This is a genomic window from Clostridium sp. MCC353 (genome assembly GCF_018785315.1).
In the GTDB taxonomy this organism is placed as follows: Bacteria; Bacillota; Clostridia; order Lachnospirales; family Lachnospiraceae; genus CHH4-2.
Genome location: NZ_WQPN01000134.1, coordinates 52,303 through 65,855, shown reverse-complemented (window position 1 = coordinate 65,855; position 13,553 = coordinate 52,303). Strand labels below are relative to the sequence as shown.

The window sequence follows — 13,553 nt, the reverse complement described above, 5'->3', positions numbered from 1 at the left end:
ATCCGGCAGATTTTGCCATAGACAGACGAAAGCATTTTTTAAACACATTCCAACATCCGTATAAACCGATCCAGTTTTTCGTCAGTTACTTCTTTATACTTCCGTGCAGATTACGATTATTGAAACAGTTTATACGTTTCCATTTTCTTAACACTGCCGCGCTTCACCAGTTCCGCCTGGAACTCCACTTTTTTTGCCAGCGTCCGCCTGCGGTGGATGCGCTCTTCAAGCACCGCCACCGCTTCTTTTCCCATCTCATAGGTATGCATGTCCACCGTAGACAATGTGGGGAATGAAATTGAAATCAACTCCAACTCTTTTTCCGTCCACCCCGGCAGCACAATAAACTGCCGGACCGTAGCCAGCCTCTGCCGCCGTTATCACGTTCATGTGCTGGTCAGTTCCGACGCCCATTCCTGCTATTCTGTGGGAAATCATGTTGAAGCGCTCAACATGCTGGAGGAATTGGGCTTTCCGGAAGAACTGGTGATCAACAGTTCACCGGAGAGACTGGAAAAGTATTTTTCGGAAAAACAGTCTTTTTGAATCAAAACATTAAAACGAGGGCGTCCAAAAAGTTATAAATTAACTTGATGGACGCCCTCATTTAATGGTTTAATATAACGGAACAGTACCGGCATTCACGGATTTACTCCGCCCCTGGTGATTGGGTATTTTGGATGTTTTGGATGTTTTTTTCAACAACTCTTACTATGCTCTATTTGTTGCCGCGTTGTCCCCTCCCAGCTCTATCTGCATTTTCAGCTAATAGCAATTTTTTATTTCTTATTTATCTCTAACATAAATTTTACATCTTCTTTCAAATCATCACTGAATTCTTCAAGATCATCAAAGCTTATTGCACCGTCAAGAATCAATGAAACGATGTCCCACATCATATTAGATTTACTCAATGAGATACAAACGCCCGGCGTTTTTTTATCTCTCTTCACTCTTTTCTCCAACTCCCAGAATTTGGTTGACGCCGGCAAATCGCTGGATAAAAACTCTGTATATTGCCCAAGAAGTCTTTCCATGTAATCTTCCTGCCATCCGGATATTTTTTCTCTATAAAGTTTCCAATCTTTTTTCGATGGTTCCATCATTTTACATTTTCCTCCAGCTCTAATTCATAAAAAATATGTTTCAGGTTCTCCGAAATTGTGCTTCTTCCTTTACCCAAAAGCTTTGCAATTACATCCCGGGCAAGTCAGACAGCCTCATTCAGAGCACAGACTTCTATCATGTCAGCACTCCCTTCCTTGTTTTAATTCTAACAAAATAAAGTTTTTTGCACAACCCAATCTATTAGTAATTGGAGTTCTCTCCAGGCGCCAGATACACCAGCGATTTGACGGTCTCTCCCTACTTTCTCATCACTCCGATTTCAAAGAATATCCTTTCTGTTCCATCTGCCATCTTATGGTTCTTTCGTGACACACTGACACCTCCAATCATCAGATTTATTCTTGTCATGTTATATTTCTTATTTAATTATTTTACTATGCTGAAACAAATATCTGCAACAAAAGACGCCCATTTTCCAGGCGTCTTCTACCATACTGCATTATTTTCTTAATTTAGCAAAAACAACACTTTTCGACACCTATATTTCTGGTAATTGGGTGAAATAGATATTTTTATTTTGGTGCTTCTATCATGCTGAGGTAGCGATCTAGCTGCTGTTCTACCAGTTCCGCAATCATCTCAGCAAATGGCACAAGATTCCCTTGTCCTAGCTGACGTAATTCGACTTTATTCGACAACCGCCTCTCTTGATTGGATGAAATAGATATTTCTCATCTACCACATATAAGGCATAGACTAAACACATTATGACTTGTCACTTACACCTGTTTAATACTCGTTTTGTATCAAGTGCCCCTGCTCCATCTCATCTTTCAATATCTCATACACATAAGGGGCTCCTTCTAAATACAATCCCGTATCCTCATCTAACAGTTTTTCGTATATTTCTGAATTATAAAATACCTTCATTGCTTCCGCAATGTCAATTTTACGATCCTCTACAAGAAAGGCAATGATATCCTGTGTAATATACTCTATCAATTGATCACGTTTATTCACGCAGAATTCCCTCCTTCCTCAAATAGGCAATCGCTTTCTTCGTGTGAAATGAATACTGATTCGTCAATTTTTTAAACTTCATCTCCCGAACCAAAGTATCCACATCAATCAGCCCATTAGAAAACTGGCGAAACAAAAGAGCCAAGTCATCATTGGCAACAGGACCAATTACCAAGTCATACTTATTATCCAGATTGCACGCTTCACTCGCTATATCTTTGAATTCCCTGCTTCGATTATATAACAAATAGCGCCCACTCTTTTGTCGGAAATTTAAATTTTCTTACCCTGATATCCCCGTCGGTAAGGGCAGTTTCATCAAATTCATATACTGTGATACAAGGCTTACCACCGTAGATTCGTGCAACTCTTGATGCCATTTTCTCTGCCTGGTCTCTAATCTCGGTTAAATAAAAGCCTTTTCCAAAATCTTTATATGGGCTACACTTATTTAAATCTATCTTGCTTATTTCAATGTTAGAACCATGATACAATCTCACTATAGGTTTCCTCCATTATTCTTACAAATAATGTCCAAATCCTCTACTGCATCTTCAATGGACAATGTATGCTCCACTTCATAATGTACTTTTAAAAAATCAATTCCTTTATGTCTATACAAATACTGGAATGCAATTCGCGGATGAAGCGCCTTTGCTCTTGCAAATTCATTCACACAAACTACCATATAATTGATCTGCTTTCTTACGGCCTCCGGCATGTCAACACTCCTTTCCTATTCTGATTGTAACAAAATAAAGTCTTTTGCACAACCTAATCTATTATTAATCGGAATTCTCTCTAAAATTATTTTTTGGACATTCCAAGAAATTTATTCATCCTGAGATTTTCTCCCAATGAATTTTAAAGGGAGACTACGACACCTTGATGCCGTCCGTCTCCCTTATTGACTGATTTTATCGTTGTCCTTCAACCTCAGGCCCATTCGTCCTGCATTGCTTTCGGATTTTATCGTTGCCCGCCAACCTCAGGTATATTCGCCCTGCATTGCTTTCGGATTTTAGGTGTCAGCCACACCAGCGAGTTGACGCTCGCTTTCCTATATTTATTATACGCAATAATATCAGAAATAGCAATCTATCTTTTCAACGTCACCTGTTATATGAATGTGTCTGAAGTCTATTTTACTATACAGTATTATTTCCTTAAACTATTCCAATCGACACCATTCGACATCTATATCTCATCAATCGCCTTCCCAATATCCCCCCTCATATACTTATTCCCAAACTCAACCCACTTCACTGCCTCATAAGCATTCGCCCTGGCCTGCTTCAGATCATCTCCGGTCGCCGTAACTCCCAGCACCCGTCCGCCGTTGGTTACCACATCGCCGTCCTCATCGAACTTACTCCCCGCGTGGAACACATAGTATCCGTCTTTTCCGGCAAATGCATCCAGGCCGCTGATCTTAAATCCTTTTTCATAGTGTTCAGGATACCCAGCCGATGCCAGCACCACGCACACCGCCGCGTTGTCCTCAAACTCCAGTTCCACCTGATCCAGGGTTCCGTCGATGCAGGCTTCAAATACATCTACAATATCATTTTTCATTCTCGGAAGCACAACCTGGGTCTCCGGATCTCCGAATCTGGCATTGTATTCCAGAACTTTCGGCCCGTTCTCCGTCAGCATGAGGCCAAAGAATATAATTCCTTTAAATTCCCTTCCCTCCGCTTTCATGGCGTCCACGGTCGCCTGATAAATGTGTTTTTTACAGAATGCATCCACTTCCTCCGTATAGAAGGGACTGGGTGAAAATGTTCCCATACCGCCCGTATTAAGCCCCTGATCCCCGTCTTTGGCCCGTTTGTGATCCTGAGCCGAAGTCATGATCTTAATGGTGTTCCCGTCTACAAAAGAGAGCACTGAAACCTCTCTTCCGGTCATAAACTCCTCCACCACAATCCTGTTTCCCGCAGAACCAAACTGTTTGTCCAGCATCAGGGTCTTAACGCCCTCTTTCGCTTCTTCCAGCGTATTGCAGATCAAAACCCCTTTTCCCAGAGCCAGGCCGTCCGCTTTCAGCACGATGGGCATAGGAGCTGTCTCCAGATATTCAAGAGCAGCTTCTGCTGAATCAAAATTCTCATACGCTGCCGTAGGGATATTGTATTTTTTCATCAAATCCTTGGAAAATGCCTTAGATCCCTCCAGTATCGCCGCGTTCTTACGAGGTCCGAACACCCGTAAACCCGCTGCCTCAAACGCGTCCACAGCTCCCGCCGCCAGAGGATCATCCGGCCCTATAATGGACAAATCGATCTCATGTCCCTTTGCAAATTCCACCAGCTTATCAAATTCCATCACACCAATGTCCACGCACTCAGCCACTTCGGCAATTCCTGCATTTCCCGGCGCGCAGTAGATCTTTTCTACCCTGGGGCTCTGTGCCGCTTTCCATGCAATCGCATGTTCCCGTCCGCCTCCGCCAACGATCAGTACTTTCATATATTCCTCCGTTCCGCCGCTCAAAACGGCTCAAAATACATAGTCAAATTTTATTCCATTCCCTTGAGGCCTTTCTGCTTCCATCCTCATGCTCACTGCCCTCATGAATCCAAAATACCCCATCCGGGATGCAGGTCCCCCTGCACCCCAATGGGGAAATCATCTGTTCGCTATCATCTGGATGGCCTGCGGAAGTATCACCCATTCCGCCTGTTCCATCACCCGTCTCTGAAGGATCTCCGGCGTATCGCCTTCCATCACTTCCACCGCCTTCTGCAGAATGATGGGGCCGGAATCAACCCCTTCATCCACATAATGAACCGTGGCCCCTGTGATCTTCACGCCTCTTTTGAGAGCCGCTTCATGAACTTTCAGCCCATAATATCCCACGCCGCAGAACGAAGGGATCAGGGATGGATGGATGTTGATGATCTTATTGCGGTATTTCTGGATCATGGCAACAGGAATGGTCACCAGGAATCCGGCCAGCACGATCAAATCCAGCTCATATTCATCCACTTTTGCCAAAAATGCCTCATTAAACGCCTCTCTGGTTTCAAAATCCTTAGGCGAAACCGCAATTGCCGGTATCCCGTGATTTCTGGCCCGTTCCAGCGCATATGCGTTCTTATTATTGCTGATAACCACCTGGATTTCAGCATTCGTAATCTTTTTGCTGTCCAATGCATCCAAAATGGCCTGAAGGTTGGTTCCTCCGCCGGAAACCATCACGCCCACTCTCAGCATAAGGTCACTCCCTTTTCTCCCGCTTCCACAGAACCGATCACATAAGGAGTTTCACCGGCATCTTTTATGGCCGCAGCCGTTTTATCCACATCCGCAGGATCCACCGCCACGATCATGCCGATCCCCATATTGTAAGTATTGTACATCATCTCTTCCGCGATCTCGCCCTTTGCAGCCAGCAGCCTGAAAATAGCAGGCACTTCATAGCTGTCCTTTTTAATCACCGCTCTGGTTCCTTCTTTTAACATACGCGGGATGTTCTCGTAGAAGCCGCCGCCCGTAATATGGCTGCATGCTTTTATCTTAACGCCCGCTTCTTTAACCGAACGGAGCGCTTTTACATAGATCTTGGTAGGAGCGATTAATGCCTCTCCCAAGGTGGTGCCAAGCTCCTCATAATAGGTGTTCAGCCCCTCCTTATTCATTTCATTTTCAAATACCTTACGAACTAAAGAGAATCCATTGCTATGTACGCCTGAAGAAGCCATGCCGATCAGCACATCCCCTTCCGCCAGGTCTTTTCCATCGATTAAATCCTTCTGATCCACTACGCCTACGGCAAAACCGGCCAGATCGTACTCATCTTCCGGATAAAATCCAGGCATCTCGGCAGTTTCACCGCCCACCAAAGCCGCATTGGACTGCTTGCAGCCGTCCGCCACTCCGCTGACGATTGCAGCGATCTTTTCAGGCACATTTTTCCCACATGCGATATAATCCAGGAAAAACAACGGCTCGCCGCCCGCGCAGGCCACATCGTTCACACACATGGCAACACAGTCGATTCCCACCGTATTGTGTTTATCCAAAATAAATGCCAGCTTCAGCTTGGTTCCGACCCCGTCCGTACCGGATAACAGCACCGGATGATCCATGCCCTTAATCGCTTCTAAAGAAAATGCACCTGAAAAACCGCCGATTCCGCCTAAAACTTCCGGCCTCATGGTCTCCATCACATGTTTCTTCATCAGTTCCACCGATTTATAACCAGCTTCAATATCAACTCCAGCCTTCTTGTAATCCATAACTTCCTCCATCTCCATTTTCCGCCCATATCCTGTTTAAACTCCGCTTTACGCGGGTTTGGCGGCAATCAATTTAACTGTTATTATTTCTGTGCAAGATACTCTTTATATCCGATCTGATCTAATTTCTCAGCTTTTTTAACCACATCATTTTTAAGGGATTCCGAATAATCTTTCAATCTCTGAAGAAGTTCCGGATCAGAGGTGGCCAGAATTTTAGCCGCCAGGATACCGGCGTTCATTCCGCCGTTGATCGCCACCGTAGCTACCGGGATTCCCGACGGCATCTGAACAATTGAGTAAAGGGAATCCACACCGCCAAGGTCTGAAGTCTTCATCGGAATACCGATTACAGGCATTGGGAAAATAGCCGCGCACATGCCGGGAAGGTGGGCCGCTTTTCCGGCTCCGGCAATAATCACCTTAAAGCCTTTTGCCTCCGCAGACTTTGCATATTCAAAAAATACATCCGGCTCTCTGTGAGCTGAAATAATGGTCATCTCACATTCCACGCCTAATTTCTCTAAGATATCTGCTGCCTGTGCCATTACCGGCATATCTGAGTCGCTGCCCATAACAATACCAACTTTTGCCATAGTAAATTCTCCTTTTCTCATTATAATCCTTTGATCCCAAAGCCATTCATAACATTGCGCTCCAGGATTAATAAGCTCATCTTATAAGTAATATTAATTAATGCATACTTACTTATTAATTATAATACTAGGTTTTATTCCCTGCGTCAATGATTTTTTCATACATAATTCAATCGCTTAACCGCTTGGGTTAAAATGCCCGGTTTAACTCCTCCAAACCGGGGAGCACAAACCGGCCGTTCTCAATAATTCTCACAGCATTTCCCTTCCGGTCAACCGCTTCGATATAATCCAGTTCATCATAGGGAATTGTAATATCCGTGTGGCAGTTAAAGTAAGCTTTTGACACATCCTCTTTCCTGAGCAGGGAAATTTCATTATCCCGCGCAATGATCTCCTTGCCGTCCGGATTATAAACCGGAGAATCTTCCGACCAGCTGTAACAGGTATCTCCGACCGCAAAATGAGGCCCCATCTTCTCCACAATCAGGATCGGCAGTTTATCGATAATTCCAAATTTCTTAGCCATGGCATAGGCGGTGGTGTTGGTCCCTATGGCGAACTCACCCATTGGAACCGAATCATGGTTCTTTAAGATCACCTGCTTCACCAGCCTCTTTCCCTCTTCTTCCTTTTCAAAGTTCCCACATCCGTAATCCGTCACCATGCCGTTTTCAAATGTAAGGCGCAGGTTCTTAAACTGAATATCACCGATGTAGACATTTTCCACATGCAGAATCCCTTCTGTTCCCTTTAAAACCGGGGATGTAAAAACTTCTCCCAGCGGAATATTGACGTCAGCCACGCAGTTTTCAAAATTCGTCTGTTTATCCGGGCATTCCAGCTCATGAAGAGCCACGAAAAGCTGTGTTTCATTGCCCCCGCTGCCCTTGATCCTCACACCGGCAGCCCGGTCCAGCACATCGATGATCACCTGCTGAATCCCTTTATAAACTTCGTAATCCAGGGTATTGATTCGGATGGTTTCCTTGAAAATATCTTCAAAATCTTTCCCAATGGCCGGAATTGGAAATGCGATGATCGTAAAGCTGGTCTCATCTCCCGGCATATATTCATTGGATATCTGCATGGATTCATTGGCATAAGCGATGGTAAGCTGTTCCTGCTTTTTCGAAAGGCCAAACGCCTCCGGTTTGTTGACCGGCTCGAAACCATTTTCCCCAAAAGTCTCAATCACAGCAGGTCCGGCAAAAAGGGACGCTTCCTTTTTTAACGCCTCATAGGAAGAGCGCAGAATGTCCTTTCTCTTATTTTTAAAGGTTCCGGTCAGGTAAACAGCTCCGTCGTAACGGTGGTCATATTCATACTGCTTATTTCCCGAAGCGCTGTAATACCCCACTTTCCGGTTGGGGTTTTTATTTAAAGTCTGGACGGCCGCCCGGTAAATAACCGGCTCCAGCCCCATGTTTCTGAAATTAATAACCGCCTGCTTTACCATCCGTTCAAAACCCAGTTCATACCGGATCGCCACATTTTTCTTCCCCGACAGATCCCTGCCCATCACTTCAAACCCCTTGCGGTAGCCTTCCGTATAGGTATGGGCCATGAGCTCAATCGTTTCCTGAGGCAGGCTGTTTAAAAAACCGGCTGTCTTTAATTCATTATCCGTAATCTGCTCACCGAAATGGTACAGATATCTGAGATCATTCAGGTTCTCATTCATGATGATATCCACAGCGAAAGAGAACCCGGGATCCAGCGATTCCCTCATCCGGTAAGAGATCATCTGATCCGCGTAATCGTTGATAAACCAGTAAAGGGCGTCCTTGATCTTCTTTGCCTGGGGAATCCCTTCCTCAAACATGTTATAGATTTCGATAAACAGCTCGTTCAGAATCGTAATATCCCCAAGCCTGTTCTCATAAGCGAATACAATATCCCCTCTGATTTCCGCATAAAGAAAAGAGAGGAGCTGTCCCACACCGTCTCCCAGCATCTTCACCGCATAGGCAGGGTTTGCGAAGCTCTTCTCATATGTGCCTTCCTCTATATCCTGATACAGCCTGCGGTTCCATGATTTTAGCTCCTCAAAAGGTGCTTCTTTCAGCATTCCCCGGTTTAATTCCTCCACCAGTTTACCGATCATCAAGATAAAATCCGCCGTCCGTTTAAAATACTCCCTGTAAGGCAGAGAAACCGTATCCTCTCCCTCCATCTCCCTGATCCGCTCCATGGAAAGCTCATACCGCTCCATGACCGCTTCATTCTCTTCTTTCAACAATACACGGTAATCCATAATTTCAGCCTCCTATTCCCACAATCATAATCAAAATCCAGGCGAAAATTTCCAGCCCTCCAACCACAATTCCCACTTTGGCCAGAATATAGTTCTTTTCCTTCTCCAAAAAGGAAAGAGCTCCGTACCAGACCCCCACCAAGTTGAGAATCAGACTGCAAAATACCATGGCCGCCACATTGAGCGGCGCCTGTCCCTGGTTCTTTATACTCAGATACATGCCGGCCGCAAATAAGCACAAACCTGCTGTCACCAAACCGATGGACATAAAACTGCGTTTTGCCAGCGGCTTTTTCACATATGAAACTCTAGTATGTCTTCTTTCCACGAAGTTTCCTCCTAACCCGGGCTTTCTGAATGATTTTATAACAGATAAATCCCAAAATACCTCCAATGGTATTGAGTAAGAGGTCATCCACATCAAAACTTCCCACCTTGAAAATCAATTGTGTTGTCTCTATGCAGAGGCTTAAACTGAATCCCAGAAGAAAGGTATTATACCAATGGCGTCCTCTTCTGCTCACAACCGGAAGGAAAAATCCAAACGGCATGAATGCGATTACATTGCCGAATATATTCAAAAAAAATGCCTTAAAGCCAAGCTGCTCCCTGTATATATAAAACCGCTTAATCTCCTTAAACAACTGCAGGTTATATGCGTATCTCGTCTGTTCCTGGGCAGACCTTCCAAATGATTCTGCAAAGAACATAAAATATGTCAAAGAAATCAGATAGAGAATAAAAAAAATCCATCCGAACTTCTGAAGTTTCGTACTCCCTTTTATCATAATACTCCTCAATGGTTATAAAAGGACAGCACTCACCCTTGGCGAATACTGCCCCTTTTAATTAAAATGTTATATTTGATTTACGCTTCAGCAAAACGGCGCCGCTGATAATGGACATTGTTCCGGCTGCAATTCCTGCCGCCAAAATGATAATGCCTACAACGATACTGCAGACTCCGGCATTTCTCATCGTTTTATAAACCTTTTCCATTCGGTTCACTCCTTATTTTACACCATACTGATCATAATACATATCGATGGCTGCTTTAATCTTATCATCAATAATAATCTTTCCCTGATATTCCTTATTATACAAATGTTCCACCACATCATTCATGGTTACGATGGCATTCGCGTCGAATCCATAGGTTTCTTTGATCTCTTCCAAAGCGCTCTTTTCGCCTTTTCCCCTCTCCATCCGGTTTAAGGAAACCATCAGTCCGATGATCTGGACCTTACCCTGGGCCTGGATGATGGGAAATGTCTCTTCAATGGATTTGCCGGATGTGGTAACATCCTCGATAATTACCACCTTATCACCGTCTTTGATCGGGCTGCCAAGCAGTATGCCCACATCGCCATGATCCTTCACTTCCTTGCGGTTGGAACAATACTTAATATCCTTGCCGTATAATTCGCTGAATGCGATTGTGGTTGCCACACTCAACGGAATCCCCTTATAAGCCGGCCCGAACAATACGTCAAAATCCGTTCCGTAGTTATCGTGGATTGCTTTTGCATAATATTCGCCCAGTTTGCGAAGCTGGGTTCCCGTCACATAGGCTCCCGCATTCATAAAAAATGGGGATTTTCTTCCGCTCTTTAATGTAAATTCTCCAAATTTCAGCACCTGGCTGTCTACCATAAACTCAATAAATTCCTGCTTATACTGTTCCACTGATTCTTCCTCCGTAACCGGCGTTCACCGCTGTGTTTATCGTGAATCATAACACAGATCAGTCCACACACCCAATTAATTCATTAATATCTTCTATATTATACTTCTTCATGTACGCTTCAATGCCCGCTGCAATTTCCTCCGTCGCGTATGGATTATGGAAATTGGCCGTGCCCACGGATACCGCCGAAGCTCCCGCCATCATAAACTCAATGGCGTCTTCCGCGTTCATAATGCCTCCCATCCCAATCACAGGAACCGATACCGCATGGGATACCTGATAAACCATGCGCACCGCCACAGGTTTGATCGCAGGGCCGGAAAGCCCGCCCGTTTTATTGGCCACCGCAAAACATCTCTTGTGAATATCGATCTTCATGCCGGTCAGCGTGTTGATCAGGGACAGCACATCCGCGCCCCCCGCCTCCGCTGCCTTTGCCATCACCGTGATATCCGTAACATTGGGGCTCAGCTTCATAATAACCGGCTGTCTGGCGTATTTCTTCACCTCTCTGGTGATCGCCTCCACCGCTTTCGGATCTTGTCCGAAGGCGATTCCTCCCTCCTTTACATTGGGGCAGGAAATGTTGATCTCCAGCATATCCACCGGCTCATCCGCCAGCCGTTCCACCACTTCCACATAATCCTCAGTGGTTCTTCCGCATACGTTGACAATGATCTTAGTATCATATTTCTTCAAAAACGGAATGTCCCGTTCCACAAACACATCGATTCCCGGATTCTGAAGGCCGATGGCATTGATCATACCTCCATAGGTTTCCGCTATTCTGGGCGTTGGATTGCCGGGCCAGGGCACATTGGCCACACCCTTTGTCACCACCGCTCCCAGCTTGTTCAAATCCACCATCCCGCCGTATTCAGCGCCGGAACCAAATGTCCCCGACGCAGTCATGACCGGATTGTTAAGGGTAATCCCCGCCAGAGTCACTTTCGTATTCATCACAATTCCACCTCCTCTGCACGGAATACCGGTCCGTCCTTGCAGATCCGTTTATTATGCACGTGGGAATGGTGATCCACTTCTTTGGACTGGCAGACACAGGCCAGACAGGCGCCGATTCCGCAGGCCATCTTCTCTTCCAGAGACAGCCAGCATTCGATTCCATGTTCCGCTGCATAGGATTTAATGGCGCGCAGCATAGGCGTAGGGCCGCAGGCATAGATCACTTCCGCATCCAGCCCCTGTTCCCGGATGGCATCCAGCACATTCCCTCTGGTGCCCGTGCTTCCGTCTTCCGTAGCTATTGTCACACTGCCGTAATCCTCAAATTCCCGGTTTAAAAACAGCACGTCCCGGTAACCTAAAACCATCTGTTTCTCCCCGTCCAGATTCTTTGCCAGTTCCAGCATAGGCGGTATTCCGATTCCGCCGCCGATCAAAAATGACTTTCTGCCCTTATTTTCCGCCACCGGGAAACCATTTCCCAACGGCCCCATGATCACAATCTCATCATCCGCCTCATATCCGGAGAATTCCTCCGTCCCCGCTCCAACAACCCGGTAAACAATCCTCAGCTTTCCCGCGTCCTTATCCACTTCACAAATGCTGATGGGCCTGGGAAGGAGTTTCGAACCGTCCTTTGAATAGACGGAAATGAACTGCCCCGGAACCGCCTGTTCCGCAATCTCCCCGCAGCAGATCCACATGCTGTACACATCAGGAACCAGCCTTTTCTGGCTGTCCACAACCGCAGTTAATTTCACCTGACTCATGGACTTCCTCCTATAATACGCTGTTTATATCGGCAACCATATCAATCACTGCCTGTCTGGAGGCCTCCGCGAAATGCTCCGCGCCGAATTTTGCGTATTTTTCCTGTTTGTATGCAGCGATAATTCCTCTGGAGGAATTGACAATTGCTCCCAGACCGTCTTCATTAAAGCAGTATTTTAAATCTTCTGCAGTTCCGCCCTGGGCGCCGTAGCCAGGCACCAGGAAATAAGTATTGGGCATTAATTTGCGGAGGATTCTGCTCATCTCAGGATAGGTAGCTCCCACTACCGCTCCGATGTTGCTGTAAGCTCCGTCCATGGATTCATTTCCCCATTCTACAACTTTATCGGCTACAAGCTCATATAACGGCCTTCCGTCGATCAGCTTATCCTGGAACTCCCCGCTGGACGGATTGGAGGTCTTAACCAGGATAAATAAACCTTTATCTTCCTTATTACATACATCTACAAAGGGTTTTACCCCGTCGGTTCCAAAATACGGATTAACGGTCACAAAATCCGTATGGAATCCGGAATAGGACTTGGAGCCAACCTGAACCTGACCGATGTGGGCGGTGGCGTATGCCGCAGAAGTTGAGCCGATATCGCCCCTCTTGGCGTCCCCGATTACAACAAGCCCTTTCTCCCGGCAATAGCTCACTGTCTTTTCATATATCTTTAAACCTTCGATTCCGAACTGCTCATACATGGCAATCTGCGGTTTAACAGACGGAATCAAGTCACAGGTATGATCAACGATTTCTTTATTAAACTGCCAGATCGCATCAGCAGCCCCCTCCAAAGTCTCTCCAAACTCCGCAAATGACTTTTTCGTGATATGCTCCGGGATATACCCCAGCATCGGATCCAATCCCACACAGATCGGCGCTTTCGTTTTCTGTATTTTTTCGATCAATTGACTAATCATCAACCATATCCTCCTCGGTT

19 protein-coding genes are annotated in these 13,553 nt (G+C 45.6%); 1 reads left to right on the top strand and 18 read right to left on the bottom strand.

The annotated features are described in order from the left end of the window. Positions 1–116: 116 nt before the first annotated feature. Positions 117–308: a substrate-binding domain-containing protein gene (locus GPL15_RS22065; protein ID WP_252198558.1), complete on the bottom strand. Its 192-nt coding sequence runs from the start codon at positions 306–308 to the stop codon at positions 117–119. On the opposite strand from GPL15_RS22065, the gene GPL15_RS22060 reads away from it, so the two are divergent. Continuing rightward, positions 286–546, top strand: a complete 261-nt coding sequence (locus tag GPL15_RS22060; protein ID WP_215700829.1) for a PHP-associated domain-containing protein — start codon at positions 286–288, stop codon at positions 544–546. The genes GPL15_RS22065 and GPL15_RS22060 overlap by 23 nt on opposite strands. 233 nt (positions 547–779) lie before the next feature. Here GPL15_RS22060 and GPL15_RS22055 read toward each other — a convergent pair whose 3' ends face one another. From GPL15_RS22055 to pyrF, 17 genes are all read right to left on the bottom strand, one after another. Continuing rightward, positions 780–1,106, bottom strand: coding sequence for a hypothetical protein (locus GPL15_RS22055; RefSeq protein ID WP_346345023.1), 327 nt, complete (start codon positions 1,104–1,106; stop codon positions 780–782). Positions 1,107–1,857: 751 nt separating this feature from the next. Continuing rightward, positions 1,858–2,088: a hypothetical protein gene (locus tag GPL15_RS22050; protein WP_215700828.1), complete on the bottom strand. Its 231-nt coding sequence runs from the start codon at positions 2,086–2,088 to the stop codon at positions 1,858–1,860. Beyond that, positions 2,081–2,335: a DUF3990 domain-containing protein gene (locus tag GPL15_RS28190; RefSeq protein WP_346345022.1), complete on the bottom strand. Its 255-nt coding sequence runs from the start codon at positions 2,333–2,335 to the stop codon at positions 2,081–2,083. Before GPL15_RS28190 ends, GPL15_RS22050 begins: the two co-directional genes overlap by 8 nt. Beyond that, positions 2,325–2,588 carry a DUF3990 domain-containing protein gene (locus GPL15_RS28185; protein ID WP_346345021.1) on the bottom strand — a complete coding sequence of 88 codons (264 nt, stop codon included), beginning with the start codon at positions 2,586–2,588 and terminating at the stop codon, positions 2,325–2,327. The genes GPL15_RS28190 and GPL15_RS28185 overlap by 11 nt, the downstream gene beginning before the upstream one ends. Next, positions 2,588–2,809 (bottom strand): DUF3791 domain-containing protein, encoded by a 222-nt coding sequence (locus tag GPL15_RS22040; protein WP_215700827.1) that lies wholly within the window; start codon positions 2,807–2,809, stop codon positions 2,588–2,590. The genes GPL15_RS28185 and GPL15_RS22040 overlap by 1 nt, the downstream gene beginning before the upstream one ends. A 476-nt stretch (positions 2,810–3,285) precedes the next feature. Further along, on the bottom strand, positions 3,286–4,560 hold the full coding sequence (purD, locus tag GPL15_RS22035) for a phosphoribosylamine--glycine ligase (protein WP_215700826.1): 1,275 nt from the start codon (positions 4,558–4,560) through the stop codon (positions 3,286–3,288). A gap of 159 nt (positions 4,561–4,719) precedes the next feature. Next, entirely contained in the window at positions 4,720–5,307 is a 588-nt protein-coding gene (gene purN / locus GPL15_RS22030) for a phosphoribosylglycinamide formyltransferase (protein ID WP_215700825.1), read from the bottom strand. Next, positions 5,301–6,332 carry a phosphoribosylformylglycinamidine cyclo-ligase gene (gene purM, locus GPL15_RS22025; RefSeq protein ID WP_215700824.1) on the bottom strand — a complete coding sequence of 344 codons (1,032 nt, stop codon included), beginning with the start codon at positions 6,330–6,332 and terminating at the stop codon, positions 5,301–5,303. The genes purN and purM overlap by 7 nt, the downstream gene beginning before the upstream one ends. Positions 6,333–6,415: 83 nt before the next feature. Continuing rightward, positions 6,416–6,928: a 5-(carboxyamino)imidazole ribonucleotide mutase gene (gene purE / locus GPL15_RS22020; protein ID WP_215700823.1), complete on the bottom strand. Its 513-nt coding sequence runs from the start codon at positions 6,926–6,928 to the stop codon at positions 6,416–6,418. 190 nt (positions 6,929–7,118) lie between these two features. Beyond that, a complete protein-coding gene (locus tag GPL15_RS22015; protein ID WP_215700822.1) occupies positions 7,119–9,185 on the bottom strand; it encodes an aminopeptidase in 2,067 nt (688 codons plus the stop codon). A gap of 4 nt (positions 9,186–9,189) precedes the next feature. Next, positions 9,190–9,513, bottom strand: coding sequence for a DUF6142 family protein (locus tag GPL15_RS22010; protein ID WP_346345020.1), 324 nt, complete (start codon positions 9,511–9,513; stop codon positions 9,190–9,192). Beyond that, complete coding sequence (locus GPL15_RS22005) at positions 9,494–9,973, bottom strand: VanZ family protein (RefSeq protein WP_215700821.1); 480 nt, start codon at positions 9,971–9,973, stop codon at positions 9,494–9,496. The genes GPL15_RS22010 and GPL15_RS22005 overlap by 20 nt, the downstream gene beginning before the upstream one ends. Before the next feature lie 61 nt (positions 9,974–10,034). Then, entirely contained in the window at positions 10,035–10,184 is a 150-nt protein-coding gene (locus tag GPL15_RS22000; RefSeq protein WP_215700820.1) for a hypothetical protein, read from the bottom strand. A gap of 12 nt (positions 10,185–10,196) precedes the next feature. After that, positions 10,197–10,871 carry an orotate phosphoribosyltransferase gene (gene pyrE, locus GPL15_RS21995; protein ID WP_215700819.1) on the bottom strand — a complete coding sequence of 225 codons (675 nt, stop codon included), beginning with the start codon at positions 10,869–10,871 and terminating at the stop codon, positions 10,197–10,199. A gap of 58 nt (positions 10,872–10,929) precedes the next feature. After that, positions 10,930–11,832 (bottom strand): dihydroorotate dehydrogenase, encoded by a 903-nt coding sequence (locus GPL15_RS21990; protein WP_215700903.1) that lies wholly within the window; start codon positions 11,830–11,832, stop codon positions 10,930–10,932. Then, positions 11,832–12,605 carry a dihydroorotate dehydrogenase electron transfer subunit gene (locus GPL15_RS21985; protein ID WP_215700818.1) on the bottom strand — a complete coding sequence of 258 codons (774 nt, stop codon included), beginning with the start codon at positions 12,603–12,605 and terminating at the stop codon, positions 11,832–11,834. Before GPL15_RS21985 ends, GPL15_RS21990 begins: the two co-directional genes overlap by 1 nt. A 10-nt stretch (positions 12,606–12,615) precedes the next feature. Next, positions 12,616–13,533, bottom strand: coding sequence for an orotidine-5'-phosphate decarboxylase (gene pyrF / locus GPL15_RS21980; protein ID WP_215700817.1), 918 nt, complete (start codon positions 13,531–13,533; stop codon positions 12,616–12,618). Positions 13,534–13,553 lie beyond the last annotated feature (20 nt).